This is a genomic window from Cryobacterium sp. Y62, from assembly GCF_002929785.1.
Lineage (GTDB): Bacteria > Actinomycetota > Actinomycetes > Actinomycetales > Microbacteriaceae > Cryobacterium.
The window spans coordinates 13,223-39,040 of the sequence record NZ_PJJK01000088.1; the positions used below are offsets into that span (position 1 = coordinate 13,223).

A 25,818-nucleotide genomic window follows, 5' to 3' on the forward strand; every position below is an offset into this window, starting at 1 on the left:
GCTGACTCGGTGCGCGTGTTGGGGCATCCGTTGTGCAGGCTGTCATGCGCGCGTCAAGCGCCGATGGTGCTCACGAGCACGCCGCCATCGGCCTGGCTGACCTTCCAGATGCTGCCAGCGCCGAGCACGCGGAGTGCGCCCTCGCCGACCACGAGCACGGTGTTCTCGTCGATGGCGAGGCCGCCGTCAATCAGGCCGGCCTCGGTCGCCGCGATCAGGCGGGACAGGCTGCCGGACTGGGCAGCGTGCACGTCGACCGTGACGTCGAGCAGTCCGATGCCCTGGGCCAGGGTGATTTCGTCGAGCCCCTCCGAAACGTGCTCGGGCGTCACCTCGACCCCGCCGATGCGCCAGCCGCCGATCAGGGCGCGTTCGGCGGCGATCATGGCACCGGCCGAGAAGCCGAGATATGGAACGCTGGCCGACACCTGGCGGCGAATCTCGCCGGCGATTGGGAGCAGTGCGGCTAGGTAATCGGGGGTCACGCCGCCGCCGATGAGAATACCGTCGACCGTGCCCAGAGCGGTGAGGCCTGCGGTATCGCCGGGCGCGAGCACGGTGCGGCGGGTCTGCACACTCTCGCCGAGCGAGGCGGCCAGTTCCTCGGCGTGGGCGCCTCCCGGTCCGACCGTGATGATCGCCACGATTGGTTCGTCGCGGCTAGCCTTTGCGGCGTGAGCCACAACCTCGGACTGGAACGTTCCGAATACCAAGGCGTCGTGCGCCGGATCTCCCCCGCCGCCGACCAGGTGCACGCTCACGCGGTGACCTTCGTTTCGGTCGTGGCAGTGTGGTTGCGTGAGAGGGGCGCGTCAAGTGTCATTCGACAATGCTAACGAAAACAATGCGCACGAAATCAGTGTTCACGCTGGCACCGAAGCGTTAGCCACAATAAAGCGGATGCCGCACTGCCGGCCGGCAGCGCGGCATCCGCTTTGCAGAAAAAGTGCTACGGAACCTGGCGCTGATCGACCCCGTTGTACGCCGACAACGGGCGAATCAGTGCGTTGCTCTTTTTCTGTTCCATGATGTGCGCGGTCCAGCCGGTGATGCGTGCCGCGACGAAGATCGGCGTGAAGGTGAGGGTGTCAAACCCCATCAGGTGATAAGCCGGGCCTGAGGGGTAGTCAAGGTTGGGCAGAATCGCCTTGCGCGTCGTCATCGCCGTCTCGAGGGCTTCGTAGAGTTCGAGCAGTTCCGGCTTTTGGTAATGCTCGACCAGGGTGACGAGCGCCGCCCGCATGGTCGGAACCCGCGAGTCGCCGCTCTTGTAGACGCGGTGCCCGAAGCCCATGATCTTGCGCTTCTCGGCGAGCGCCTGTGCGAGCCACGGTTCGGCCCGAGCGGCCGAGCCGGCACCGAGGCCGATCTCGGTGAAGGTGTGCATGACGGCTTCATTCGCGCCGCCGTGCAATGCTCCCTTGAGCGCTCCGACCGCGCCGGTCACGGCCGAATACAGGTCGGACAGGGTCGAGGTGATCACCCGCGCGGTGAACGTCGACGCGTTGAAGGAGTGCTCGGCGTAGAGAATCATCGACACGTCGAAGGCGTTGACGACGACGAGTTCCGGCACCTCGCCGAAGGACATGTGCAGAAAGTTCGCCGAGTAGCCGAGGTCGTCGCGCGGTTCGACCAGATCGAGTCCGTGTCGGCGCCGTTGGTCATAGGAAACGATCGCGGGCAGCTGGGCGAACAGCCGAATCGACTTGGCCAGGTCGAATTCCGGCGACGGGTTCTCGGCATCCGGATCACTCGCGCCGATGACGCTCACTGCGGTGCGTACGACATCCATCGGGTGCGTGGTCAGCGGCAGCTCGTCGATGATGCGCTTGACCACCGGGTTCAAGTGGCGAAGCGACCGCTCGAGCGCTTCGAAGTCGGCGAGCTGCTGATCATCGGGCAGTTCGCCGTGCCAGAGCAGGTAGGCGACCTCCTCGAAGCTTTTCTTCGCCGCGAGTTCCTGCACCGGGTAGCCCCGGTAGAGCAGCGAGTTGGTCTCCGGGTTGACCTTGGAGACCGCGGTCGTGTCAACGACCACGCCGGTAAGGCCTTTATAGACGTGTGGAGCGAGAGTTTCCGTGTCAGACATTGTGCTCCCCTTTATACCTTTGACGAAATGTGCGGGTTCAGCGTGAAATTGAAGATACCCGAATCGAACTGGCTATACGACGCGTAGTCGAGCAACTCGTACAGGTCAGCCCGGTGCTGCATCTCGGGCAGCATCGTGGTGAGCGAGCCGGTCTGCTCGATCGCATCGAGCCCGCGCGCCGCCGACCCCATCGCGAGGCGCAGCAACGACACCGGAAAGATCACCAGGTTCATCCCCACGTTTTCGAGCTGCTGCACGGTGTACAGCTCGCCCTTACCGAATTCGGTCATGTTTGCCAGGATCGGCACCGAGACGGCCGCGCGGATCGTCTCAAACTCGGCCAGGCTGCCCATAGCCTCGGGGAAGATCGCGTCGGCTCCGGCGTCCTGCAGCTGCTTGGCCCGGGTGACAGCGGCATCCAAGCCATCAACGGCACGAATATCCGTGCGCGCCATCACGAGAAAGTTCGGGTCCCGGCGGGCATCGACCGCGGCGCGGATGCGCTTGATCGCGGTGTCGGCATCCACGACCTGCTTGCCGTCCAGGTGGCCGCAACGTTTCGGGTTGATCTGGTCCTCGATGTGCATGCCGGCAAGTCCCGCGTCTTCGAGGGTTTGGATGGTGCGTGCCACGTTCATCGGCTCGCCAAACCCGGTATCGGCGTCGACGATGGCCGGCAGGTCGGTCATCCGAGCGATCTGCTGCGACCGGCCAGCCACCTCGGTGAGGGTGGTCAGGCCGATGTCGGGCAGGCCGAGATCGGCCGAGAGCACCGCACCCGAAATGTATACGCCCTCAAACCCTTTCTGCTGGATGAGTTTGGCCGAAAGCGGGTTGAACGCTCCCGGAAAGCGCAAAATCTTGCCGCTGGACAGGCCGGCTCGCAGGGCAATGCGCTTGTCGGCGGCGGCGGCGGCGGCGTACAGCATTAGAAGATTCCGATCGGTGCGGTAATGGAGGAAAGCAATCCCGGCTTGGCCACGATGGTCAGGCCGCCGAGTTCAGCCGCGCCGAGCGCGGGCAGACGCTGGGCCAGGGCGAGAAAGCGTTCAATCTCCGACGCCTCCATGACCGGCGCGGCGAGCGTGCGGAACTTGTTGATGTACTCCGCGCGAGCGAAGGGGCGAGCGCCGAGCGGATGTGCATCAGCGACAGCGATCTCGTCCACGATGCGAGTGCCGTTGGCCAGTTCGATCTCAACGCGACCGCCGAAGGCCTTCTCGGCCGGGTCGAGGGAGTGGTACCGACGCGTCCACTCCTGGTCCTCGGTGGTCGTGACGCTCTGCCACAGGGCAATGGTGTCTGGGCGCCGGCTGCGCTCCGGGCTGTAGGAATCGACGTGGTTCCAGGTGCCGTCCTGCAGAGCGACCGTGAAGATATACGGAATGGAATGGTCGAGCGTCTCGCGGCTCGCGGTGGGGTCGTATTTCTGCGGGTCGTTGGCGCCGGAGCCGATCACGTAGTGCGTGTGGTGGCTGGTGTGTATCACGACGCTCGCGATCGCCCCCTCGACGAGAAGTTCGGGGTGCTCGTTGTGCAGCTTGCGGGCGAGGTCGATCCAGGCCTGCGCCTGGTATTCGGCCGAGTGCTCCTTGGTATAGCTGTCCAGGATGGCCCGCTTGATGCTGCCGGCTTTCGGCAGTGGCACGTCGTAGAAACCGTTCGGGCCGTCGAGCAGCCAGGCGATGACGCCGTCTTCGCCCTCATAGATCGGAGTAGGGCTGGTCTCGCCGCGGAGAGCCCGGTCGACGGCTTCGACGGCCATCTTGCCGGCGAAAGCTGGGGCGTGCGCCTTCCAGCTGGAGATTTCGCCTTTGCGGGACTGGCGGGTCGCGGTCGTGGTGTGCAGTGCCTGACCAACGGCCTGAAAGATGGTTTCCTTGTCGAGGCCGAGCAGAGTTCCGATACCGGCAGCAACCGACGGGCCGAGGTGGGCAACGTGGTCGATCTTGTGTGTGTGCAGGCTGATCGACTTCACCAGGTCGATCTGAATCTCGTAGCCAGTGGCGATGCCGCGAATCAGGTCGTTGCCGGTCAAGCCGCGGGAGGCCGCGAGGTGCTGGGCGACGGCCGTAATCGGCGGGATATTGTCACCGGGGTGCGAATACTCGGCGGCGAGAAAGGTGTCGTGATAGTCGAGTTCACGTACGGCCACTCCGTTGGCCCAAGCCGCCCATTCCGGGGAGACGCGGCGCGCGGGTGCCAGGCCGAACACGGTCGCTCCGTCACCACCGTTAGAACGCGGGTGAGCCAGGGCCTGCGAGCGAGCGGCGATCACGGGATGACGAGTTAGGCTGGCCGCGGCCACGGAGGCGTTGTCGATCACCCGGTTGATCACCATCTCGGTCACCTCTTCGGAGACGAGGGCTGGATCGGCGGCCACCTCGGCGATCTTCCAGGCCAGCTGGTCCTCGCGGGCCAGATTCTCGTCGCTCTTGTGAACTCGAACGTGGTGAAGCTGCACGATGGATCCCTTCGTTGGTTGGCCGGAGTCGTTATTCGACTACTGCGGCTGAATCCTCATCAATCGCCGCGAGAACGCTCACAAGGCTCTGGTGAAGATGAATATGGGTGGCATGGGCCGCCAGCGATGGGTCGCCGGCGATAATGGCGTCGATAATCAGCAAATGCTCCGCCGCTGCGGCACGGAGCCGCAGCGGATTTCTCCGAGCGAGGCGACGGATTCGGGCCAAGTGCGTGCGCACGGCGCGCAAGGCGCCGACGAGGAAGGGGTTTTCGACGGCGGCATCGACGGCATCTTCGAGTTCGTCGATCATCAAGTAGTACCGGTGCACTCCGGCGTCGCCTTGGTCGAGAAGCTCCGGGGCGCTGACGAAAGCCTTGCGCAGTTCGATGAACACTGTGGGCTCCCGGCGAGTGGCCGCCAGACGAATGGCCTGCACCTCGAGTGCCTGGCGCAACTCATAGAGTTCGAAGATGCTGTCGACGGAGATGTCGGTCACCTCAAAGCCGCGCCCGCGCCGCCCGACAACAAGGCCGTCGGCGATCAATCGGGCCACAGCCTCACGCAGCGGGGTACGCGAGACGCCGATACGTTCGGCTTGTTCGACTTCGAGCAGGGCGGCGCCGGGAGCGAGGAGCCCGTTGAGAATCTCCCCGCGCAGCTGACGGTACGCCCGTTCACTGGCGCGGAGCGGTACGTCCAACCCCAACATTGCGGTTTCTGTATACACAATCGCAATCCTATTCCACATTGCCGGGTTATATGCAATACTTCAACCACTCTTTGTATACAGAAGGTCTTCAATGAAGAAGGTGGACATGAACGGCGAATCAGGTGCAAGCTACCGGGAGGCGTGGCGACGCAGCATTTCGTCGACGGAAGCCTTCTGGCTTGAGGCGGCCGAGGGCATCGATTGGATCACGCAGCCCCGTCTGGCGCTCGCTCCCGACGGCCCAGCGACCGGCAGCTGGTTTCCCGGCGGCACGCTCAATACCAGCTACAACGCACTCGACCGTCACGTGCTGGCCGGCCGCGGCGCCCACACCGCGCTGATCTATGACTCTGCCATGACCGGCACCCGGGTCAAGCTCAGCTACCTCGAACTGCTCGGCCGCGTCGCCAGGTTCGACGGCGTGCTCCGCGCCAACGGCGTTGGCGCCGGCGACCGCGTCGTCATCTACCTGCCGATGATTCCCGAGGCCGTTGTCGCCATGCTCGCCTGCGCCCGCATCGGCGCGGTGCACTCAGTAGTGTTCGGTGGTTTCGCCGCAACCGAACTGGCCGTGCGCATTGACGATGCCCGCCCGAGTGTCATTGTCACAGCATCCGGCGGCCTGGAGCCTGGCCGCGCGGTCGAATACCTGCCACTCGTCGACAAGGCCATCGCTCTGAGCCAAGGTTCGGTGCACACCGTGATTGTGCGCGATCGGGACAGCATCCCCGGTTCCGCTGCTGACTACCAGAACCGTTCAGAAACGGATGCCGCCTGGCTCGACTGGGCAGACGAAGAGGCCAAGGCCGCGCCGGCCGATCCGGTAGCCCTGCGCTCCGAGGACCCGCTGTACATCCTCTACACTTCCGGTACGACCGGTAAGCCCAAGGGCATCATCCGCGATAACGGCGGCCACGCCGTCGCCCTGAATTGGTCGATGCGCAACATCTACGATGTGGGACCGGGCGACGTCTACTGGGCCGCGTCCGACGTCGGCTGGGTCGTCGGACACTCCTACATCGTCTACGCGCCGCTCCTGGCGGGCGCGACCACGGTCATCTATGAGGGCAAGCCGATCGGCACACCGGATGCCGGCGCCTTCTGGCGCGTGGTCGACGACTACAAAGTGAAGGTTCTGCTCACCGCACCGACCGCCATTCGGGCCATCCGTCGCGTCGACCCCGACCTGCTCGAGCTGAAGAACCACGACGTGTCGAGCCTGACCAGCCTATTTCTGGCCGGCGAACGGCTCGACCCCGAAACCTTCCACTGGGCCAACGACGGACTGCACTGCCCGGTCATCGACCACTGGTGGCAGACCGAGACCGGGTGGGCGATCTGCGCCAACCTGCTCGGCATTGAAGAATTGCCGACCAAGCCGGGTTCGGCCACCGTTCCGGTGCCCGGGTACGACATCGCCATCCTGGATTCCAGGGGCCGGCCAATCGACAAGATCGGCGAGGACGGCAACATCGCCATTCGGCTTCCGCTACCTCCGGGAACTTTGCAAGGCGTCTGGGGCAGCGCCGAACGGTTTGCGAGTTCGTACCTCACCGCCTTCCCTGGCTACTACGCCACCGGCGACTCCGGCCATTTCGACGCCGACGGCTACCTGTTCGTGATGGGCCGCACCGACGATGTGATCAACGTGGCCGGACACCGACTCTCCACCGGGTCGCTCGAAGAGGTCCTCGCCCTGCACCCTGCCGTCGCCGAGTGCGCAGTGCTCGGGGTACACGATGCCGTCAAGGGCCAGCGCGCCGCCGGATTCGTCACCCTCAAGGCAGGGATTACGTTCGACCACGACACCCTTACCGCCCAACTCGTCGCCCTGGTTCGGGAGCACATCGGCCCCGTCGCAGCGTTTCGCGACGTCACCATACTCGACCGACTGCCCAAAACGCGGTCGGGCAAGATTCTTCGTAAGACCATTCGACAGATCGTCGACGGTGAAGAATATTCCGTTCCCCCCACCATAGAAGACCCCACCGTTCTCGACGATCTCAAGCAAGCGCTGACAGCATCCGTCTTGTAAACCACCGATCGAGACTAATGCCCACCGTGCACCCCAAATTTTTCCCGAAACCCCTATTTTTCGTTCCCGAGGCAAGGAGGCCCCATGAGTGAAGCAGTGAAAGACGCCCCACCGAAGTCCATCATCGACTACGAGGCATTTGAAAAAACCCCCCGTTTTCTCGCCTTGAAGCGCGCCCGCAACAGGTTCGTCGTACCAATGGCAATCTTCTTTTTTGTCTGGTACATCGCCTACGTGCTCGCGGCCGCCTACCTGCATGACTTTATGGCGACGCCGGTCTTCGGCAGCATCAACATCGGGCTGCTCCTCGGCCTGGGTCAGTTCGTCACGACCTTCGCCATCACGATGACCTACGTGACCTTTGCCAACCGCAAGATCGACACCCGCACTGAAGAACTTCGCCTTGAACTCGAGCGGATGGAACAGCGATGAACGCACTGCACCTCCTGGCCACCACGGTCGAAACCGATCAGAACAACCCGGTCTTGAACATCTCGATCTTTCTGGCGTTCGTCGCGGTGACCCTCATCATCGTGATTCGTTCGGGCCGCAACAACAAGTCCGCCGCCGACTACTACACCGGTGGCCGCTCGTTCACCGGACCGCAGAACGGCTTCGCCATCGCCGGCGACTACCTCTCGGCGGCGTCGTTCCTGGGCATCGTCGGCGCCATCGCGATCAGTGGTTACGACGGGTTCATGTACTCGATCGGATTCCTCGTCGCCTGGCTCGTGGCCCTGCTGCTCGTTGCAGAGCTCATGCGCAACACCGGCAAATTCACCATGGCCGATGTGCTGTCCTTCCGGTTGAGGCAGGGCCCCGTGCGCGTGGCAGCGGCCACAACCACCCTGGCCGTCTGCTTCTTCTACCTGCTCGCCCAGATGGCCGGAGCCGGCGGACTCGTCTCGCTGCTCCTCGGCATCAACGACAAGCTCGGCCAGTCGATCGTCGTCACCGTCGTCGGCGCTCTGATGATTGTCTACGTGCTGGTCGGCGGAATGAAGGGCACCACCTGGGTGCAGATCGTCAAGGCGTTCCTGCTCATCATTGGTGCGCTCGCCATGAGCATCTGGGTTCTCGCCCTCAACGGCTTCAACCTGTCTTCACTGCTCGACAGCGCGGTTGCCGAATCGGCCTTCGGCGCCGAAATCCTCGCACCGGGACTAAAGTATGGCGCTAACCCGCTCGACTTCATTTCTCTCGCCCTCGCCCTGGTACTCGGAACCGCCGGCCTGCCCCACGTGCTCATGCGCTTCTACACGGTTCCCACCGCAAAAGAAGCTCGCCGCTCGGTCGTCTGGGCGATCTGGCTCATCGGTGCGTTCTACATCTTCACTCTCGTGCTCGGCTTCGGCGCGGCCTGGCTCGTCGGTGCAGACCGGGTACTCGCCGCCCCCGGCGGAGTGAACTCGGCAGCCCCGCTGCTCGCGCTCGAACTCGGCGGTCCGCTGCTGCTCGGCTTCATCTCAGCCATCGCCTTCGCGACGATCCTGGCCGTGGTGGCCGGAATCACCATCACGGCGGCAACGAGCTTCGCACACGACATCTACGGTTCCGTCATCAAAAAGGGGAAGGGAAACCCCGACGACGAGGTCAAGGTCGCACGTCGTACCGTCATCGTGATCGGTGTTCTCGCCATCGCCGGCGGCATCGGGGTGCAGGGCCAGAACATCGCCTTCCTGGTAGCACTGGCCTTCGCCGTCGCGGCGAGCGCCAACCTGCCGACCATTCTCTACTCCCTGTTCTGGCGTGGCTTCACCACTCGCGGCGCGGTCTGGAGCATGTACGGCGGACTGTTGTCAGCCGTGCTCCTGATCGTCTTCTCACCGGTGTTCTCGGGCACGGACACCTCGATGTTCGGTGCAGGCGTCGACTTCGCGATCTTCCCGCTGAGCAACCCGGGCATCATCTCGATTCCGCTCGGGTTCTTCCTGGGCTGGCTCGGATCGGTCACCAGCACCGTCAAGGAGAGCCCGAAGCTCGCCGCCGAAATGTCGGTGCGTTCGCTCACCGGTCACGGCGCCGAGAAGGCCGTGGAGCACTAACCGCACGCAGTGACACGAACGGGCCGGCCAGGATTCGTATCCTGTCCGGCCCGTATTGCTGTGCTCACCTTCCGTCGGAGCTGTCCCTTTGTACGCTGTCGATCTCGGCGGGCTCGATCAGCGGATGGTGCGGGCCGCAGGCCCGCTCGCGTTGGCTGGTTATCGGACTCCCGCGCACCGGCGCAAGTTCCGCGAATTGGCGTAATTCCCGTGTGGCTGGAACGCTCTGGCGAGCCGGCCCGACTGGACTACTCGCGTACTTTGAGCGGGCCACGGGCGATGCGGGTCGGTGCCGCCTGGGCGACCGGCTTGATCACGATCAGGTCGAGGTTCACGTGCGCCGGGCGCTCAACGCTCGACACGATGGTCTCCGCGATGTCCTCCGCCGACAGCGGATCTGGCACGTTGTCGTAGGCCGCGAATGCCTTGTCGGCGTCACCGTTGAAGCGAACCAGACCGAACTCATCCGTTTTGACCATGCCCGGTGCGATCTCGATGACCCGAATCGGCTCGCCGGAGAGCTCGAGACGCAACACTTCGGTCATCGCGTGCGCGGCGAACTTGGCCGCGTTGTAGCCGCCGCCGCCGAGATAGGCAACGTGCCCGGCAATTGAGGTGACGGTGACGATATCGGCCGACCCCGCCCCGGAGTCGATACCGGCGCGCAGCAGCGGCAGGATGGCCGTGGTGACCCGTTTGACGGCAAGCACGTTGATCTCGAACATCCAGGCCCAGTCTTCGATGCTGCCGGCCTCGACCGTGTCGAGTCCCTTGGCGCCGCCGGCGTTGTTGACGAGGGCGTGCACCGGGCCGCTGGCGGCGAGGTAGTCACGCAGGGCGTCGACATCCGTTTGCATCGTCAGGTCCGCGGTGAAGGCATCCGCTCCTGTCTCGGTCTGCAGCGCAGCCAGGCGGTCAGCACGCCGTGCGACACCCACCACATTCCACTCGTGCTCCCGGAACAGGCGCACGGTCGCCGCTCCGATTCCCGAACTTGCTCCGGTCACAACCACTCTTCGAGTACTCATTTCTCCATTGTGGCGGGAGAATGGGTTCAATGAGCGCATTGGGCACCGCCACTACTCACCCGCAGAAGCGTCGCGTTCCCCTCTGGGACAACGCGCGCTGGATCGCGGTCACCCTCGTGGTGATGGGCCACGCGATCCTCAAACTCATCGGCGAAGCGGATGTCGCGTACGCGCTATACCTGTTCATCTACGCCTTCCACGTGCCGGTTTTCGTGGCCGTCAGCGGGTATTTCGCCAAGTCGGGCTCGCCCGACGCGCGCCAGATGCACCGGCTACTCACCGACATCATTTTTCCGTACGTCATCTTCGAGACGATCTGGACGGTGCTTCGCTGGATTCTCGGCGGCAAGTTCGTGCTGGACTATTCCACCGCGAGCTGGACCCTATGGTTTCTGCTTGCGCTGCTGGTCTGGCGCATTGCCCTGCCCTACCTCGTGGTGCTGCGCTATCCCCTCCTCATCAGCATCATCATCTCGATCGGGGCCGGCTACCTGCCGAATATCGACGGAACGTTCACCCTCTCCCGCACCCTCGGGCTGCTGCCGTTTTTCGTGTTCGGCTGGAAGCTGCGCCAATGGCTGTTGACCGACAACTGGCTCGAGCTCCGTGCTGGCCTGGTCTGGCGCTGGCGAACCGGGGCACTCGGGCTGTTCGCCCTGCTCTATCTGCTGATCGGGCTCAACATCGACACGCTGCGCACCCTGCAAGTGCGCCGCTTTCTGCTCTACGACGAGGCGTACGCGACGTTTGAGTATTCCGAGTTTTGGGCCGGCGGAATCCGTTTGGCCGTCATGCTGCTCGCTTTCGCACTCATCGTGGCGTTTCTCCTGCTGATTCCGCGGCGCACGACCTGGTTCACCGCGGGAGGCGCGGCGACGATGTATGTCTACCTACTCCACACAGTGGTGCTGTACCCGCTGCGCGAGATGGGTGTGCTCGATGGCCCACAGCCGGGTTGGGTATTGCCGGGCATGCTCGCGCTGAGCATCGCCATCTCAATCGTGCTGTCGATGTCCGTCGTACGACGGCTGTTTCGGCCCCTGGTTGAGCCGAGGGCGCGGTGGCTGTTCCGGTCGACGGCGGCCACACCGACCGGAACGATCGTGCTGCCGCAGCTCGATCGCAAGTAGCCGCCCGCACAACATGACGTTGTGTTTCGCTGCCTGTTGCACGGCCATGCGGGCCTCCTTATGATCGGGCCAGAGCGCCGGACAGTCCGCGCCGAGTGATCCGGAGGCCATCGTGACCGACAATTCTTCATCGTGGAAGTTTGAGACCAAGCAGGTTCACACCGGAGCGCACCCGGACCCGACCACCAACGCTCGGGCGACGCCGATCTACCAGACCACCTCGTATGTCTTCAACAGTGCCGAGCACGCCCAGAACCTGTTCGCGCTGGCCGAATTCGGCAACATCTACACCCGCATCCAGAACCCTACCCAGGCCGTCGTCGAGGAGCGCGTCGCCGCACTCGAGGGAGGCACAGCAGCGCTACTGTTGTCCTCCGGCCAGTCGGCATCCACTTTTGCGGTGTTGAACATCGCCCAGGCCGGCGACCACATCGTCTCGTCGAGCTCGATCTACGGTGGCACTTACAACCTGTTCAAGTACACCCTGGCTAAGCTCGGCATCGAAACCACCTTCGTCGAAGACCAGGATGACGCGGCAGAGTGGCAGCGCGCGGTTCGCCCGAACACCAAGCTGTTCTTCGCCGAAACCATCGGCAACCCGCGCATCAACGTGCTTGACATCACGCTGGTTGCCGATATCGCCCACGCCGCCGGCATCCCGCTGATCGTCGACAACACGATCGCGACGCCATACCTGATTCGCCCGTTCGAGCACGGCGCCGACATCATCGTGCACTCGGCGACGAAGTTTCTCGGCGGCCACGGCGCCATCATCGGCGGGGTGCTCGTCGACGGTGGCAAGTTCGAGTGGTCGAAGAACGTAGAGAAGTTCCCCGGCCTGACCGAACCCGACCCCTCGTACCACGGCGCGAGCTACACCAACGCGGTCGGCGATGGCATTGCCTACGTCATCAAGGCCCGCGTGCAGCTGCTGCGTGACCTTGGAAGCGCCATCGCCCCGGCGAGCGCCTGGCAGCTGATCCAGGGCATAGAGACGCTCAGCCTGCGAATCGAACGCCACGTGCAGAATGCCCAGGAAATCGCCGAGTGGCTCGACAACCACGACGACATCGCCTCGGTGAACTACGCCGGACTCCCCTCGAGCCCGTGGTACGCGGCCGCCAACAAGTTCGCGCCGCTCGGCGTCGGAGCGGTGCTGTCGTTCGAGCTCAAGGGCGGAGTCGCAGCCGGCCGGGCCCTCGTCGACAGCCTGAGCCTGTTCAGCCATCTCGCCAACATCGGCGACGTGCGTTCTCTGGTCATTCACCCGGCCTCAACCACGCACTCCCAACTGAGCCCGGAGCAGCAGCTCACAGCCGGCGTCACGCCGGGCCTGGTGCGGCTCTCGGTCGGCATCGAGAACGTCGTCGATCTGAAAGCCGACCTCGAGGCCGGCCTCGCCGCCGCTCGCGCCGTCGTCAAGCGCGACCGCGCCGACGCCTGACCCGCTTCCTTCGCCCGGGCGCACAACGTAACATGCGCCCGGGCCGTCCATTCGACCGACAGAATGGACGGGTATGGAATGGCAATCATCAGCAGACACGGTCCCGTCGAGCTTTATCACCGAAGCCCAGGCGCGCTCGGTACGTGGCAAGCCTCCGGCGACCGGCGCCTGGCGCGACGGTGACCCGGTGGGCAACCGACAGTTCGCCAATCTCGGCCGGCTGACTTTCGAGGCCGGCGGCAGCCTCCCCCGGGTACGTCTCGCCTACGAGACTTGGGGCACCCTCAATCCGGCCGGCGACAATGCCGTGCTCGTGCTGCACGCGCTCACCGGCGACAGCCACCTGGCCGGCGCCCCCGGTCCCGGCCAGGAGACCGGCGGCTGGTGGGACGGCATCGTCGGACCAGGCCTCGCCATCGACACCGACCGGTGGTTCGTCGTGGCGCCGAACATGCTCGGCGGCTGCCAGGGCAGCACCGGGCCGGCTTCGCTGGCTCCGGACGGTCTCGAGTGGGGCATCCGTTTTCCCTATCTCACCATTCGCGACCAGGTCAGCGCGCAGCGCGTTTTCAGCGACCAGCTCGGCATCGGCCGCTGGGCGGCCGTCATCGGCGGGTCAATGGGCGGCATGCACGCCCTGGAATGGGCGATCACCACCCCCGAGCGGGTCGAGCGTCTGATCCTTTTGGCCGCGCCGCCGATCACCACGGCCGATCAGATCGCCCTCAACTCGGTGCAGATCGAGGCGATTCGTACCGACCCGGCATTTCGGGGCGGTGATTACTACGATGAAGCAGATGGTGACGGACCGACGCGCGGGCTGGCCCTCGCCCGCCGTATGGCCCTGTTGAACTACCGCAGCCCAGCCGAACTCAACGCACGCTTCGACCGTGGCTGGCAGAGCGGTATTAGTCCGCTCGGCGCCAACGGCCGCTTCGCCGTAGAATCGTATCTCGACTTTCACGGGAATAAATTCACCAGGCGCTTCGATGCCAACAGCTACATCGTGCTGGTCGAAGCCATGAATTCCCACGACGTAGGCCGCGGCCGCGGCGGTGTGGCGACCGCCCTTAGCCGGGTTACCGCCCGGTCCGTTGTCGTCGGTATCGACAGTGACCGGCTGTTTCCGGTCGATGGCCAACGCACCATCGCCGCGCACCTGCCGAACAATATCGATGGCCCCACCGCTGTGGTACTGGAATCCGGGTATGGTCACGATGGCTTCCTCATTGAGAACGAAGCGATCGGCGCCCAAATACGGCGGCTGTTGGACTAGGGAAAAACTGTCTCTGGGTCCCGCCCGGTATGGTGCAGATAGACATGTTCATCTCTCACCAGACAGGCACCCATGCAACGCATTATCAAGGAGCGCGACCGGCTCCTTCGCAGAGCGGTGCAGGCGGCCGGGTTGACCGGCTCGGCCACGACGCTGGCATGCTTGTTCGTACCCGGTGGCGTTGCCGGGGACGCGCGCATTGCGGCGGTGGCGCTCATCCTGCTGCTCGCAGCCGCGCAGTACCTGCTCGGCAGCACGGGCGCCCTGCGCTGGGCGGTGCTCATTGTGCTCTGCGGGGAAGGAACGATCCTGATCGTGGGTTTCGCGAGCCACCCCGGAGTTCCTCCCAACCTGATCGAGGAAAGCGTGATCGGCATGGTGGCGACCGCGCCGATGTGCGCGATCGCGGCGGTACTGATCACGAGCGCGCGTCGGCTGCTGATGCTCGGCTCCTTCTTCGTGCTGACCGTCGCGACCGTTGCCGTCGTCACGGTAGGCGCCCCCGACCGCGTCATCCTGCTCACCCTGACGGTGGCCATGTGGTTTTCCTTCACTTTGGCTTCCTGGTGGATCGCGCAGAGCGTCCCTCGGGTGATGCACCGCATCGCCGCGATCGGGCGTGCCTACCGCGCCGAACGGCACGCCAGCGAGCTCGAGGCGCAACGCCGACAGGACGCCCGGTTGCTGCACGACACCGTACTCGCGACACTGACCCTGCTGGCCCATTCCGGGGTCGGAGTGAGCCCAGCGGCCCTGCAGAAACAGGCCGGCGACGACGCCCGACTACTGCGTCAATTGCGGCTCGGCGGCCTGCCGATGCCGAGCCGTTCCGGCGGGTATACCCTCGAACCAGCCTCGCTGCTGACCCTCGGCGACACGCTCGACGCAGTGCGTCGGCGCTTCGAGCGGATCGGTCTGACCGTCAACTGGCACGGCAGTGGGCAGGTGCAGTTGCCCAGCAACGTGCTCGATTCTTTTCTGCTCGCCCTCTCTGAGTGTCTCGAAAACGTGCGCCGCCACTCCGGGGTCGACCATGCCGACGTGACGATAACGGATGACGACGCCACCATTCGCGCGATGGTCACCGACACCGGGGTCGGCTTCGACCTTGGACAGGTCGGATCGGAACGGCTCGGCGTCGCCGAATCGGTCGTTGCCCGGCTGCGTGACGCGGGGGGCAACGCTCGTCTGTTTTCCTCGCCGGGTGCCGGAACGACGGTTGTTCTTGAGGTTCCCAAATGAGTCCACTGAGCGACACAGCACCCATTGATACCGTTCGCACGCGCGGTGTGGGTGCGCGCCTGCTGGGCGGGCCGGACGAGCGAAGCTGGCCGACATCATCCGCTGGCCAGACGACCAGGGCTGCGCTGTCGCCGCTGCGGTTTCCGCGATCGAGCCTGCGTGGTGACGGTCATTTCACCGTTTTCGGTTCTGATCAAAACGGTTTGGGCGCCCGCCACCTCGGTATCGGGATGAGCATCAGTGGGGCCGTCATCGCCGTTTTTCTGATTGCGCGGCTAGTGGTCGAGTGGGGCCAGGCCCCCACGCCCACACTGAGTATTGTGGCCTGGCTGTTACTAGCCGCAATCGCGGTCGGGGTGAACCTGGCAGTCCACGAGCTCTCCTCACGCATGCCCATGTGGCTGTTTCTACTCGCCCTCGGCCTCTGCGCGATCGTGGTCGCCCTCGACCTGGCCGGATCCATCGGAATTCCGGGAACGGCGGCCTTTCCCACCGCTGCCCCAGCCGTTGGCGCCTTTCTGCTGACGATTGCGACCCTGAGGGAATCTCGCGATATCACCCTGGCAGCGCTCGCCCTCGGTGTCTTCATGGGCGCTGCGACCCTGTTCGAAGCCCGCAGCGACGTGCTGACGCTGGGACCAGATATTCTCGGGGTCGCCCTTGCGGTGGTACCACCGGTGGTCGGCGCGAGCATTGTGCAAGCGTTTCGGCGCATGGTTCAGCGCGAGCTCGACCTCGTGCTCGTGCAGAGCACCGTGTCCCAGCCGCGATTTGCGGTCGGCATGCTCGCCTCGGAGCAGCTGGCCCGGCTCGACCTCGATGCGGAGACCCTGCTCGACGATGTGGCCCAGGGACGGACAGCGCTTCCGTTGGCCGCGTCGACGGCCACAACCGCTGCGTCGCTCGCCACCCAGTTGCGCCTGCACCTGATCGAGGGCCGCACCGAAACCTGGCTGCACCACGCGATCACGGAGAGTGAGTTTCTAGGCCCCGTCGTTGCCCTGAGCGACCCGACCGGGCTCGCCGGGCTGTTGTCGCCGACCCAACGCGAAGGGCTGCTCCTGACGATTTGGCTGCTGATCGGGGATACCCAGCGATCGGGGGCATCCGTTTCACTGCGGTTCGGACCGATTGCCCCCACACATGGGGTGGGGCTGCATCACCAGGTGCGTTTTCCGATGAAATTAACCACAACTGGGGTATCGCGGCGGCGTGTCGATCCCGAAACCTGGCAGGCGATTTCTGCGCTTGGTCCACACGTGGACTCCAATCGGGCCGGAAGCTTACGCGTAGACATCGAGTGCAGTGTGGACAATCCAGCTGATGCCTAGTATTAGGGATATAGACGATAAGGTGCACACAGTAGGAGGCAACACATGACGACGACACCCCGTCCCATCCGCTTGGCCCTTGTCGACGACCACAGGATGCTCTTGGGGGCGCTCACCGAGTGGATTCGAAGCGCCGCTGACGACATCGAGATGGTCGCGGCGGTGACGACCTGGCCCGAGTTGCTGACCCACCGCGAGTTTCCGGTGGACGTCGTGCTGCTCGACCTCGATCTCAAGGACAACATTCCGGTGTCCCTGAAGATTTCTACGCTCAAGACGACCGGAGTGAAGACGGTGCTCATGAGCACCTACTCCGAGCCGGCTCTCGTGCGCGAAGCCCTCGCCGCCGGCGCCCTTGGCTACCTCGTGAAGAGCGAGGAAGCGAGCATGATTGTCGATGCCATTCGTGCCGCTTACAACGGCAAGTCCTACATCTCCGCGGAGCTCGACTACGCGCTCAACTCGACTGAGAACGTCGAAGGTCCCCGCCTCAGCGCCCAGGAACGCCGCGTCATGGCGCTCTACGGCGCTGGTGAGCCGGTGAAGGCCGTCGCCTACCAACTCGGCATCTCCGAGGAGACCGCCAAGAGCTACCTGAAGCGCATTCGCGAGAAGTACCGCTTAGCCGGATACGACGTGGGTACCAAGGTCGCGCTGCGCAAACGCGCCATCCACGACGGCATCCTGCTGCAAACGGACTGACCTTCGTGTTGCCGACCGGCCCCATTTTTCGTAATGCGGGCCGGTTCGTTCGTTAACGCGGCTTCGATTAAGTGGATGCCGACGGGCACGCGCCGACATTAGCCCTTGCGAACGACGGGGATCAGCTGCGTGCCGTAGGGCACGTGCTGGCCGCGCAAGCGGCGCCGACGGTCGATGATGAAGGTGAGCAGGGTCAGCAGCACGCCGAGCGCGCTCAGGGCAACGCCGATCCAGACCGGGGCGAGGTAGCCGAGTCCAGCGGCGATAGCCACGCCACCGAGGGCCGCGCCGAGGGCGTTACCGACGTTGAGCGAGGAATGGTTGAGAGCCGCCGCGAGCGACTGGCTTTCGCGCGCGACGTCCATCAGTCGGGCTTGAATGGTCGGCGAGAGAGCGGATGCCGCTGCACCGATAAAGAACATGCCGATCACCAAACCGACGAGCGACTGCGCCGACAGGCCGAGTGTGACGAGCGCCGCGATGAGCACGCCGAACGAGATGTACATGGTGCGGCGCACGCTCCAGTCGGCCAGCGCTCCCCCGGCGAAGTTGCCGGCCGTCATGCCGAGGCCGACAACAACGAGAATGAGCGGTACCGTTGCGGCAGTGAGCCCGGTGATTTCGATCACCAGCGGGGCGACATAGGTGTAGACCGCGAACAGGCCGCCGAAGCCGATCGCACCGATCGAGAGCGTGATCCAGACCTGCAATTGGCTGAATGCTCGCAGCTCGGCGCGCATGGTGGCCTTGGGGTTGCCAGCCTGGAACGGCACGAACATGGCGACGGCCACGAAGGTGAGCGCGAAGATCGCGGCGACGACGAGGTAGGCGATACGCCATCCGCTCACCTGACCGATCCAGGTGATCGTGGGCACCCCGATGACGTTGGAGATGGTCAGACCGGAGAGCACGATGGCGATGCCACGCGCCCGTTTACCCGGACCCATCAGGCGGGCGGCGACAAGCGAGGCGATGCCGAAGTAGGCACCGTGCGGCAGCCCGGCTACGAAGCGGGCAACTAGAACGGTCTCAAAGGTCGGCAGCAGGGCCGAGGCGATCGTGCCGAGCGTGAACGCGGTCAGCAGGGCCAACAGTAGTTGTTTGCGCGGCCAGCGGGCCGCAGCGGTCGCGATCGTAGGCGCTCCGACGACGACTCCGAGGGCGTAAGCCGAAATCAGCCAGCCGACCTGTGCGTTGGCGGCATCCGGCGCCGCGGCATAGAGACCTGGCAGTAGGTCGGCGGCCAGGTTCGGCAGCAGACCCATGGCAACGAATTCGGTCGCGCCGATGCCGAACCCGCCCAGGGCAAGGGCGAGCAAGGCAAAACGAATACGGGTCGACGACAGCTGCGTCGACCCGTCAGGAGTGAGGGGCATGCAACAAGCCTAAGCCCCGGCCCGCTCGCACGGGTGATTCCGGTCTCACGAGGATATCGCTGGTGGCGTGACTCTCACAGGTGTCCCTACCCCGTCGTGCGCACGAGATGCCACCTCGAGTGTGATCGAGCGGGCTAACGGCACCTTGCGTGCGGATCAGGCATTAAGAGCGGTCTCCAGACGCTCGACTTTGCCGGTCAGTTCGCCGGCGTGGCCGGGGCGGATGTCTGCCTTCAGCACGAGGGAAACGCGCGGGCCGAAGGCGCCCACCGCCTCGGTCGCTGCCTTGATCACGGCGAAAACTTCATCCCAGTCACCCTCGATGGTGGTGAACATGGAGTCGGTGTGATTGGGCAGTCCAGATTCGCGGACGATGCGCACTGCGGCGGCAACCGCATCGTGCACGGACCCCTGCGAGTCGGCGGCGACGGACGGTGCGACAGAGAATGCTACGAGCATGATGGGCTCCCTAGGTGAGTGATTTCTTGGTGAGTGATTTCTCGGTGAGTGGTCTCTCGGTGAAACGGTCGCGAGCGGGCTGGCCTGACCTGCCCAGCCGGTGCAGCGTGAAGAGCGCCCAGCCGAGCAGCACGAATTCGAGCAGGTTGCGCATGGTCAGCACGAGAATCATGAGGGGATGGGCCACCAGCAGCCAGTCGTACAGGTACGGGTACACCAGCTGGGTGAGGGCGGCGAGCGCGAGCCCGAGCAGCGCCGCCGTGCGCCAGCCGCGCTCGTTCAGCACGAGCCCGAGAATGATCGGTGCGGCAAGCCAACTGATGAACTGCGGCGACCCCACCTTATTGACAGCGATGAGGGTCACGGTGAGGGCGAGGGTCAGCGGCGGAAAGACCGCCAACCAGCCGACTCCCCGGCGTTGGGCCCGCACTCCCAGCAGCAACACTGTGGCGGCGGCGAGCGCGAGCAGCGGAGTCATCGCGGCGCTTGCGGCGGCGGTGCCAGCGCCGGCGACCTGAAAGGTGAGAATTTGCTGGTCGTAGTAGATGAAGCTGCCGGGCACATTGAGTACGGCCTGCCACAGCCACTGCACAGCGATGGGCGATTCGATCTGGATCCCCCGACCCGCCTGCTCGCCCACGAAACTCAGCACGTGGAGGCTACTGCCTCGGCTGAGGCTGAGCGCCCCGGCCACGGCGACGACCGCCGCAGTAACGACGGCCGCAACCCCGAGCATCCGCCAACGCAGTTTGGACGCCACGAATAGGGCGGCGAGGGCGGCAACCGGCCAGATCTTGATCCAGGTCGCAATGGTCAGCAGCACGGTGCCCCAGAGCGGACGGCGTCGCAGCCACAGCAGGGCGACGATGCCGAGCGGCACCGTGACCGCATCGATGCGCAGGAGCGCAATGGGGCCGAGCAGGGCCAGAAAGATGAGCCACCACCACGCCGCGGGCCGATGCGAGCGCACGAGCACGAAAAATGCTCCGGCGTTCATTCCGGTCGCGAGTACGAACCAGGTACCGAGATAGGCCGGGCCGTCGAGGGCGAGCGCGCCGACGATGGGTACGAGCGCAAGCAGCGGGTAGACGAAATTCTCAGTGATGCCTGCGATATTGCCGGCCATGGCGTTCTCGGCCCAGCGCCGGTAGACCACTTCGACATCACCGAGCGGATACCCCGGCCCGAACAAGGCCAGAGTGATCAGCAGTAGATGCACGAGCACGAACGTCGACCACAGCGCGGCGAGCGAATGCCGCAGCACCGGCCACGCAGGCCACGCGTCGGTTGCCCTGTGGGGCTCGTCGTAAATTCGCACGCTTTACCTTTGCACAGCCGGAGGGCGCGCCGCGCCGCGCGGGCCGCCTACCGAGGAGTTTGTCGCCCGCCTTCGCCTCTGGCGCGCCGCGTTCAGTCTGCGGAGTGGTCGCCAACCCGCGGCATGGTCGTCGCAGCAAGCGGCTCGGTCGCCGCGCGGGCACCTCGGTCGTAGCGCGCTGCGCCAGCGCTATGAGGTGGAGCGAGCCCCTGGCGCGATGCCGGAGTCGAGAAAGGCTGCGACGGCCCGCGGCACGGCGTCGGCCACGTCGAGGGCTGCAATCGGACCCCCGGCGGAGGCTAGGTTCGCGGCTTCCGCGTGCAGGAGCGCTGCGGTGGCGGCGAGCGGAGCGAGGGAGGCGGCATCCGCTTCGAGTTGGTCAAAATGGGTCGCCAGCAGCGCCCCGAGAATTCCGCCGAGCACGTCACCGGACCCGGCCGTGGCGAGCCAGGCCGGCCCGGTCGACACGGTCAGACGGGCGCCCGCCGGAGAGGCAATGTGGGTGACGGCGCCCTTCAGCAGCACCGTCACGTCGAACAGTCGCGCGGCGCGAATGGCCCACTCCCCCGGATTGGCAGCGATCTGCGAGGCCGAGCCCGGCTTGGCCTCGTCCGCGAGCATCGCCGCCAGTTCGCCGGCGTGCGGGGTGATCACGGTCGGCCCGATCGCGCGCGACACCAGGTCGAGGGCGCCAGCATCGATCACGGTGGGCAAGCCCTCGGCGAGGGCTTGTTCGAGGGCGGTGGTGACGGCATCCGTTCTCGTTGACGCGTTAATGCCGGAGCCGAGCAGCCACGCCTGGACCCGACCGGGCACGGTCACGATCTCGGGGCGGCGCGCGAGCACGAGGTCTTGGGCGCGGCGCGGTCCGAGGTAGCGCACCATACCGAGGCCGGTGCGCACGGCCGCATCGACGCCGAGCACCGCGGCTCCCGGGTAGTCCTTGGAGCCGGTGCGCACGCCGAGAACGCCGCGCGAGTACTTATCGTCACCGGCCTGGGGCCGATAGATCCAGTCGCGGGCCTGTTCGGCCTCCCATTCGAGCCAGCCGCGCGGTTTCACCATGCACCAACGATAGGTCGTTTTGGTTTAGCACAATCACATCAGCGGATGCGGCGAGCAGTTGCCTTCCCAGCACATCTGGTCGGTGGGGCGGCCGGGGACTCCATGGCCGGTCGATTCTTCGCCAGCGCGCCCGAAACGGGCACGCGCTACGGTAACCGGCGTAGCGCTCACCCAGATCGGGCGCGGTCATCCGCTCGTGTGGCCGCGCCACGGCTGATTCAGGTCACGGCCAGGTCAGTCTTGGACGGTTGAATTCGCGGAGTCCTCGCGCTCCCGACGCGGGTGGCTACCGCAAGAGACGGTCTGCGACACCCAGAGGATATTGCCCTCGGTGTCCTTGAACCAAGCCGCACGATCTTCGTTGGTCGTCGCGATGCCGTTCTCGGTCTTCAATCCCGGAAAATAGAATTCCTCGGCGGTGACGCCCCGACCGCGCAGCACGACGACCTCGGCTTCGATATCGTCGGTGTCGAAACCGATCGCGGTGTTCGCCGCGGTACCGGCATTTTCGGTTTCGTACATCATGATGACGGCGCCTTTCGGGGTGCGGTAGAGCAGCCCCTCCACGCGTTCCTCATCGGATTCCATTCCGACCACGGCCGTGTCGGCGCCTTGGCGAGGCACGAGTGGCTCGCCGATCGAGGCGCGAGCTTGCGAGCGATCGAGATCCCTCCGTCACAGTTCGATCGCTCATACCTCGCGCCTCGACCAGCGCGGGCCTCGCGCCTCGGGCGGGCGCATCCGCTGATCAGGTGCACAAAATATAATAATCCATCAGAGTAGTGCCACAACAGAAATCCCAGTAGTGCAAAAGTGGGCAAGTGGGTGGCACCCGAAGTAGGGTCAAAAGTCGGCGTGCGCCGAAACCCTGTGACGACGATGCCCACTGGTGGTCGAGTCGGCATGGTCCCCTACTTGGAGGTCGCAGTGTCTGTAGCTTTTTCTTTTTCGCAAGGGGTATCGAAGCGGGTGGTGGCGGCATCCGTTGTCGGCCTGCTCGTGGCCAGCTCGGTCGCGCTGATCGCCGCTCCGGCGCAGGCCGCAACGACGGGATTCACCGCCGCAAACGGCATCGTCTACGGTGCAAGCGCTGACGACCTAACGATTACCGCCATTGACTACACCGGGTCGGAAAAGATCGTTGTGATTCCCGACACGGTCGAAGAAACAGGCACGACGTACACGGTCACCGCCATCAAGGACCATGCCTTTGACCGGATGGCCCTCACCGAGGTCACCATTGGCCAGAACGTGGTCACCATTGGCGAGGGGGCATTCGAGGAGAATTCCTTGACCGGGATCATCATTCCGGCGTTCGTGACGACCATCGACGCCTACGCGTTCAGCAACAGCGGTGAGTTTTCGTCAATCGACATTCCAGCGTCCGTGACATTCATCGGGTCAGAAGCTTTCACTGGGAATGGTCTGAGCACGATCACCCTGCATGAGGGGCTCATCGAAATTGCCGCTTGGGCCTTCGACAGCAACCCGATGACGGCGATCACCATTCCAGCCTCGGTGGAGACTATCGGCGAGAACATCTTCTGGGATGGCCACGTCGTAGCGGTGACTTTCGCTGGCGCAGCGCCGACACTTTTTGGCACTGACAACGGCAATCCGTCGCTGGGCACCACCGAGGGCTTGAAGGTGCACTACCTGTCGAAGTTCGGCGTTGACGGAGGGTTTACGACGCCGACATGGATGGGCTACACCACTGTGATCGACCCGATCGTGTCGTTTGACGTCACCGGGCACGACCCGATTGCTGAACAGCGCTTGGTGGCCGGCGACCTGGCCGTCGATCCTGAGCCGACGGACGCAGACTTCGATGGCTGGTTCACCACGGCAGACTTCACGACGGCGTTTGATTTTTCGGTCGCCCCGACCGACGATGTGACCGTGTTCGCGAAGTGGCCCCTGACTGATGTGGTTGCGCCTTCGTCGCCGACCCTGTCGCTTGACCTTGGCCTGGCCGTTGGCGACGTCGTCGCCGGCGCTCCGGTAACCGTGTCGGGCGCCGGACTGGCCGTCGGCTCGGACTACACCGTCATTCTGCGCTCCACCCCGGTACTGCTCGCTGGCGGAACGATCGACGCCTCCGGAGCGTTCACCGCTAGCGCGATTCTGCCGACCGGACTGGCGGCCGGACAGCACACCGTAACCCTGACGGGCACAGCCGCTGACGGCTCGGTCATCTCTCGCGTCGCCTACCTCACGGTCAGCGCAACCGGGACGGTCACCTACCTCTCTTACACCGCAGCGAATGCCGCCACGACCGTCACCGCCGCTTCCGCCACCACGGCACTCGCGACAACCGGATTCACGGCCGCGCCCCTCGGCTTCGCCGCCCTACTGCTGCTCATAGCCGGAGCCGCGCTCGTCGCCGCCCGACGTCGGAATGTTGCGTAAGGCATCCACTTGAGACGGCCGTCACCACGCGAATCACGCGGGTGGCGGCCGTCTTGTGCGTACTCGGCACGCTCGGGCCACTCGCCGATCGAGGCGCGAGCTTGCGAGCGATCGAGATCCCAGAGTTGACAGGTCTCTGTAATGGTTATTGGCTGGTCGATCGCCCGTGCCTCGCGCCTTGACCAGCGGAGGGGCCTTGCGCCGCGACCAGCGGTAGGCGGCGGCATCGTCGGAGCTGCGGCATCCACTCTGATATTCTCGGAAAATGACAGACGTCGATGCCGAGATTGGGTGCGATTAGCTGTGCGATAACTCGCGTTAAAAGATCAGTGATTTCGTACTTCGAGGTTAGACTGACTGCATGGCAACCCCGATTGTAACCGCCCAGAAGCCGGGCCTTCGCGCATACGAAGAAGCGGTTAGATCCACCCTGCCTGAGCTAGTCGTGAAGCTGCGCGACATCCTGGGCGTGCGCCTCGTTGCGTACATCGGCAATGTGAAATCGACGCGGCCTGTTACTGACTGGGCTTCCGGAGTTCGCGGACCCGGCGCCACCGACGCTGACCGTCTTCGGCTGGCGTTTCAAATCGCGCTCCTCCTGCGAGAGCGCAATGAGGCAGTCACCGTGCAGTCCTGGTTCAAGGGGATGAATCCCACGCTGAATGATGTATCTCCGGCACGCATGCTCCGCGAGGGCGCCCCCGACGAAGTGGGCCAGGAAGTGATGGCTGCCGCCAAGGCATTCGCGTTCATCGGATGACCCCGCCCGCCATAAAGATTCTGACCAACCCTGGTCGGGTGTGGCGTATCGGCTTCAAGCCAGACCCATAGGCGTGGACCGACTGGGCTCACGCTACCGATGAGGGGCGCTTCAACGGTCGGTGGGACGACCAATTGGCCGACTTTCGCACGCTCTACACCGGCGAGACCCTGCTGGCCTGCCTCCTGGAGGTACTCACCTAATTCCGCTCGGATCCGACTACCGTTAGTGAGCTCGACGAGATCGACGATCCGGATGCGCAGATTGCGTTGTATCCCGACGCGCCCGCCGGAACGGTCGGACATGGGCTGCTTGAGGAGCGCATCGCTGGAAGTGCAGATCAGAGTGGCCACTATTGCTTCGTTACGCACTCGTCCAGCATCGCCGCTATCCGGGCAGAATTCTCGTTAACGAAATCCGCCCTGTCGCCTCTGGATCTCGACGCCGCCCCTCTCAAGAACAGCAGCGCCCGAGCCCTCACCCGATCAGTTGCCCGCTGGCTCTATGAGCTCCGCGACATCACCAATGACGACCTGGTCGACGGTGTCGAGTTCCGCTCCCGCTTCGGCGACGAGCTCCTCGAACGTGGCGCGAAAGTACTTCGCGCAGAGTGTGCTCACGCAGGCGCATTCGTAGGCGTAGCCGTGGGCCACTTCCTCCGTCTACAGCTCGCACTGTTCTTAGTGAAGGCCGGGGTGAACCCGCTGCCGTGAACTTATGGGGGGCGAAGCGCTCGCCGATCGAGACGCGAGCTTGCGAGCGATCGAGATCCCTCCGGGAGCAAAAAAGCGCGCGCCGCAACTGAAAACCCAACCCAGTAGTTCGCAACGAAATCCCAGTACCATCCACTGAGGGCAAATGGGTAGCACCCGAAGTAGGGTCAAGATTCGGCGTGTGCCGAAACCCTGTGACGACGACGCCCACCGGTGGTCG

The 25,818-nt window shown here is 64.6% G+C and carries 23 protein-coding genes and 1 pseudogene; 12 read left to right on the forward strand and 12 right to left on the reverse strand.

Features of this window, described 5'->3' with window-relative positions; translation table 11 throughout:
* Positions 1–53: 53 nt before the first annotated feature.
* The 5 genes from CXY71_RS04700 to CXY71_RS04720 form a co-directional block, all read right to left on the reverse strand.
* On the reverse strand, positions 54–761 hold the full coding sequence (locus CXY71_RS04700) for a Type 1 glutamine amidotransferase-like domain-containing protein (RefSeq protein WP_104134527.1): 708 nt from the start codon (positions 759–761) through the stop codon (positions 54–56).
* Positions 762–949: 188 nt separating this feature from the next.
* A complete protein-coding gene (locus CXY71_RS04705) occupies positions 950–2,089 on the reverse strand; it encodes a bifunctional 2-methylcitrate synthase/citrate synthase (protein WP_104134528.1) in 1,140 nt (379 codons plus the stop codon).
* Positions 2,090–2,100: 11 nt separating this feature from the next.
* A complete protein-coding gene (gene prpB / locus CXY71_RS04710; protein WP_104134529.1) occupies positions 2,101–3,018 on the reverse strand; it encodes a methylisocitrate lyase in 918 nt (305 codons plus the stop codon).
* On the reverse strand, positions 3,018–4,556 hold the full coding sequence (locus CXY71_RS04715) for an MmgE/PrpD family protein (RefSeq protein ID WP_104134530.1): 1,539 nt from the start codon (positions 4,554–4,556) through the stop codon (positions 3,018–3,020). Before CXY71_RS04715 ends, prpB begins: the two co-directional genes overlap by 1 nt.
* 28 nt (positions 4,557–4,584) lie before the next feature.
* Complete coding sequence (locus CXY71_RS04720; protein WP_368665857.1) at positions 4,585–5,283, reverse strand: GntR family transcriptional regulator; 699 nt, start codon at positions 5,281–5,283, stop codon at positions 4,585–4,587.
* Positions 5,284–5,371: 88 nt separating this feature from the next.
* Here CXY71_RS04720 and CXY71_RS04725 point away from each other — a divergent pair, with 88 nt between their 5' ends.
* From CXY71_RS04725 to CXY71_RS04735, 3 genes are all read left to right on the forward strand, one after another.
* On the forward strand, positions 5,372–7,300 hold the full coding sequence (locus CXY71_RS04725) for an AMP-binding protein (RefSeq protein ID WP_104134550.1): 1,929 nt from the start codon (positions 5,372–5,374) through the stop codon (positions 7,298–7,300).
* An 84-nt stretch (positions 7,301–7,384) separates the two neighbouring features.
* Positions 7,385–7,732 carry a DUF485 domain-containing protein gene (locus CXY71_RS04730; RefSeq protein WP_104134532.1) on the forward strand — a complete coding sequence of 116 codons (348 nt, stop codon included), beginning with the start codon at positions 7,385–7,387 and terminating at the stop codon, positions 7,730–7,732.
* Complete coding sequence (locus CXY71_RS04735; RefSeq protein ID WP_104134533.1) at positions 7,729–9,345, forward strand: cation acetate symporter; 1,617 nt, start codon at positions 7,729–7,731, stop codon at positions 9,343–9,345. Before CXY71_RS04730 ends, CXY71_RS04735 begins: the two co-directional genes overlap by 4 nt.
* A 248-nt stretch (positions 9,346–9,593) precedes the next feature.
* On the opposite strand, the gene CXY71_RS04740 is transcribed toward CXY71_RS04735, so the two are convergent.
* Positions 9,594–10,373: an SDR family NAD(P)-dependent oxidoreductase gene (locus CXY71_RS04740; protein ID WP_199184212.1), complete on the reverse strand. Its 780-nt coding sequence runs from the start codon at positions 10,371–10,373 to the stop codon at positions 9,594–9,596.
* A 29-nt stretch (positions 10,374–10,402) separates the two neighbouring features.
* Between CXY71_RS04740 and CXY71_RS04745 the strand changes: the two genes are divergently transcribed.
* The 6 genes from CXY71_RS04745 (at position 10,403) to CXY71_RS04770 (ending at position 17,498) form a co-directional block, all read left to right on the forward strand.
* Entirely contained in the window at positions 10,403–11,503 is a 1,101-nt protein-coding gene (locus CXY71_RS04745; RefSeq protein WP_233198129.1) for an acyltransferase family protein, read from the forward strand.
* 112 nt (positions 11,504–11,615) lie between these two features.
* A complete protein-coding gene (locus CXY71_RS04750; RefSeq protein ID WP_104134536.1) occupies positions 11,616–12,947 on the forward strand; it encodes a bifunctional o-acetylhomoserine/o-acetylserine sulfhydrylase in 1,332 nt (443 codons plus the stop codon).
* Positions 12,948–13,020: 73 nt separating this feature from the next.
* The gene (locus CXY71_RS04755) at positions 13,021–14,223 is read left to right on the forward strand and encodes a homoserine O-acetyltransferase (protein WP_104134537.1); all 1,203 of its coding nucleotides are present in this window, start codon (positions 13,021–13,023) and stop codon (positions 14,221–14,223) included.
* 72 nt (positions 14,224–14,295) lie between these two features.
* Positions 14,296–15,465: a sensor histidine kinase gene (locus CXY71_RS04760; protein ID WP_104134538.1), complete on the forward strand. Its 1,170-nt coding sequence runs from the start codon at positions 14,296–14,298 to the stop codon at positions 15,463–15,465.
* Positions 15,462–16,796, forward strand: a complete 1,335-nt coding sequence (locus CXY71_RS04765; RefSeq protein WP_104134539.1) for a hypothetical protein — start codon at positions 15,462–15,464, stop codon at positions 16,794–16,796. The genes CXY71_RS04760 and CXY71_RS04765 overlap by 4 nt, the downstream gene beginning before the upstream one ends.
* A gap of 45 nt (positions 16,797–16,841) precedes the next feature.
* Positions 16,842–17,498 carry a response regulator transcription factor gene (locus tag CXY71_RS04770; RefSeq protein ID WP_104134540.1) on the forward strand — a complete coding sequence of 219 codons (657 nt, stop codon included), beginning with the start codon at positions 16,842–16,844 and terminating at the stop codon, positions 17,496–17,498.
* 98 nt (positions 17,499–17,596) lie between these two features.
* Here the strand turns inward: CXY71_RS04770 and CXY71_RS04775 are convergent, their stop codons facing one another.
* The 5 genes from CXY71_RS04775 to CXY71_RS04795 form a co-directional block, all read right to left on the reverse strand.
* A complete protein-coding gene (locus CXY71_RS04775; protein ID WP_104134541.1) occupies positions 17,597–18,874 on the reverse strand; it encodes an MFS transporter in 1,278 nt (425 codons plus the stop codon).
* Between the two features lie 156 nt (positions 18,875–19,030).
* On the reverse strand, positions 19,031–19,333 hold the full coding sequence (locus CXY71_RS04780) for a thiamine-binding protein (RefSeq protein WP_104134542.1): 303 nt from the start codon (positions 19,331–19,333) through the stop codon (positions 19,031–19,033).
* Positions 19,334–19,343: 10 nt separating this feature from the next.
* Positions 19,344–20,651, reverse strand: coding sequence for a hypothetical protein (locus CXY71_RS04785; RefSeq protein WP_233204409.1), 1,308 nt, complete (start codon positions 20,649–20,651; stop codon positions 19,344–19,346).
* Between the two features lie 189 nt (positions 20,652–20,840).
* On the reverse strand, positions 20,841–21,716 hold the full coding sequence (locus CXY71_RS04790; protein ID WP_104134544.1) for an ADP/ATP-dependent (S)-NAD(P)H-hydrate dehydratase: 876 nt from the start codon (positions 21,714–21,716) through the stop codon (positions 20,841–20,843).
* 234 nt (positions 21,717–21,950) lie between these two features.
* Complete coding sequence (locus CXY71_RS04795) at positions 21,951–22,340, reverse strand: VOC family protein (protein WP_104134545.1); 390 nt, start codon at positions 22,338–22,340, stop codon at positions 21,951–21,953.
* Positions 22,341–22,643: 303 nt separating this feature from the next.
* Here CXY71_RS04795 and CXY71_RS04800 point away from each other — a divergent pair, with 303 nt between their 5' ends.
* The 3 genes and pseudogenes from CXY71_RS04800 to CXY71_RS22560 all read left to right on the forward strand — a co-directional run.
* Positions 22,644–24,125 carry a leucine-rich repeat protein gene (locus CXY71_RS04800; protein ID WP_158252978.1) on the forward strand — a complete coding sequence of 494 codons (1,482 nt, stop codon included), beginning with the start codon at positions 22,644–22,646 and terminating at the stop codon, positions 24,123–24,125.
* A gap of 361 nt (positions 24,126–24,486) precedes the next feature.
* Positions 24,487–24,885, forward strand: a complete 399-nt coding sequence (locus tag CXY71_RS04805) for a hypothetical protein (protein ID WP_104134547.1) — start codon at positions 24,487–24,489, stop codon at positions 24,883–24,885.
* Between the two features lie 86 nt (positions 24,886–24,971).
* Positions 24,972–25,088 (forward strand): annotated as a pseudogene (locus CXY71_RS22560) (RES domain-containing protein); the annotation flags it as partial.
* A gap of 282 nt (positions 25,089–25,370) precedes the next feature.
* Here the strand turns inward: CXY71_RS22560 and CXY71_RS22330 are convergent.
* Positions 25,371–25,505 (reverse strand): hypothetical protein, encoded by a 135-nt coding sequence (locus tag CXY71_RS22330; RefSeq protein ID WP_255411354.1) that lies wholly within the window; start codon positions 25,503–25,505, stop codon positions 25,371–25,373.
* Between the last annotated feature and the right edge of the window lie 313 nt (positions 25,506–25,818).

Bases quoted from the DNA above. Each gene is read 5' to 3' on its own strand.
- CXY71_RS04705 (WP_104134528.1), bottom strand. From the start codon at position 2,089: ATGTCTGACACGGAAACTCTCGCTCCACACGTCTATAAAGGCCTTACC.
- prpB (WP_104134529.1), bottom strand. From the start codon at position 3,018: ATGCTGTACGCCGCCGCCGCCGCCGCCGACAAGCGCATTGCCCTGCGA.
- CXY71_RS04725 (WP_104134550.1), top strand. From the start codon at position 5,372: ATGAACGGCGAATCAGGTGCAAGCTACCGGGAGGCGTGGCGACGCAGC.
- CXY71_RS04730 (WP_104134532.1), top strand. From the start codon at position 7,385: ATGAGTGAAGCAGTGAAAGACGCCCCACCGAAGTCCATCATCGACTAC.
- CXY71_RS04735 (WP_104134533.1), top strand. From the start codon at position 7,729: ATGAACGCACTGCACCTCCTGGCCACCACGGTCGAAACCGATCAGAAC.
- CXY71_RS04740 (WP_199184212.1), bottom strand. From the start codon at position 10,373: ATGAGTACTCGAAGAGTGGTTGTGACCGGAGCAAGTTCGGGAATCGGA.
- CXY71_RS04745 (WP_233198129.1), top strand. From the start codon at position 10,403: ATGAGCGCATTGGGCACCGCCACTACTCACCCGCAGAAGCGTCGCGTT.
- CXY71_RS04755 (WP_104134537.1), top strand. From the start codon at position 13,021: ATGGAATGGCAATCATCAGCAGACACGGTCCCGTCGAGCTTTATCACC.
- CXY71_RS04760 (WP_104134538.1), top strand. From the start codon at position 14,296: ATGCAACGCATTATCAAGGAGCGCGACCGGCTCCTTCGCAGAGCGGTG.
- CXY71_RS04765 (WP_104134539.1), top strand. From the start codon at position 15,462: ATGAGTCCACTGAGCGACACAGCACCCATTGATACCGTTCGCACGCGC.
- CXY71_RS04770 (WP_104134540.1), top strand. From the start codon at position 16,842: ATGACGACGACACCCCGTCCCATCCGCTTGGCCCTTGTCGACGACCAC.
- CXY71_RS04775 (WP_104134541.1), bottom strand. From the start codon at position 18,874: ATGCCCCTCACTCCTGACGGGTCGACGCAGCTGTCGTCGACCCGTATT.
- CXY71_RS04780 (WP_104134542.1), bottom strand. From the start codon at position 19,333: ATGCTCGTAGCATTCTCTGTCGCACCGTCCGTCGCCGCCGACTCGCAG.
- CXY71_RS04790 (WP_104134544.1), bottom strand. From the start codon at position 21,716: ATGGTGAAACCGCGCGGCTGGCTCGAATGGGAGGCCGAACAGGCCCGC.
- CXY71_RS04805 (WP_104134547.1), top strand. From the start codon at position 24,487: ATGGCAACCCCGATTGTAACCGCCCAGAAGCCGGGCCTTCGCGCATAC.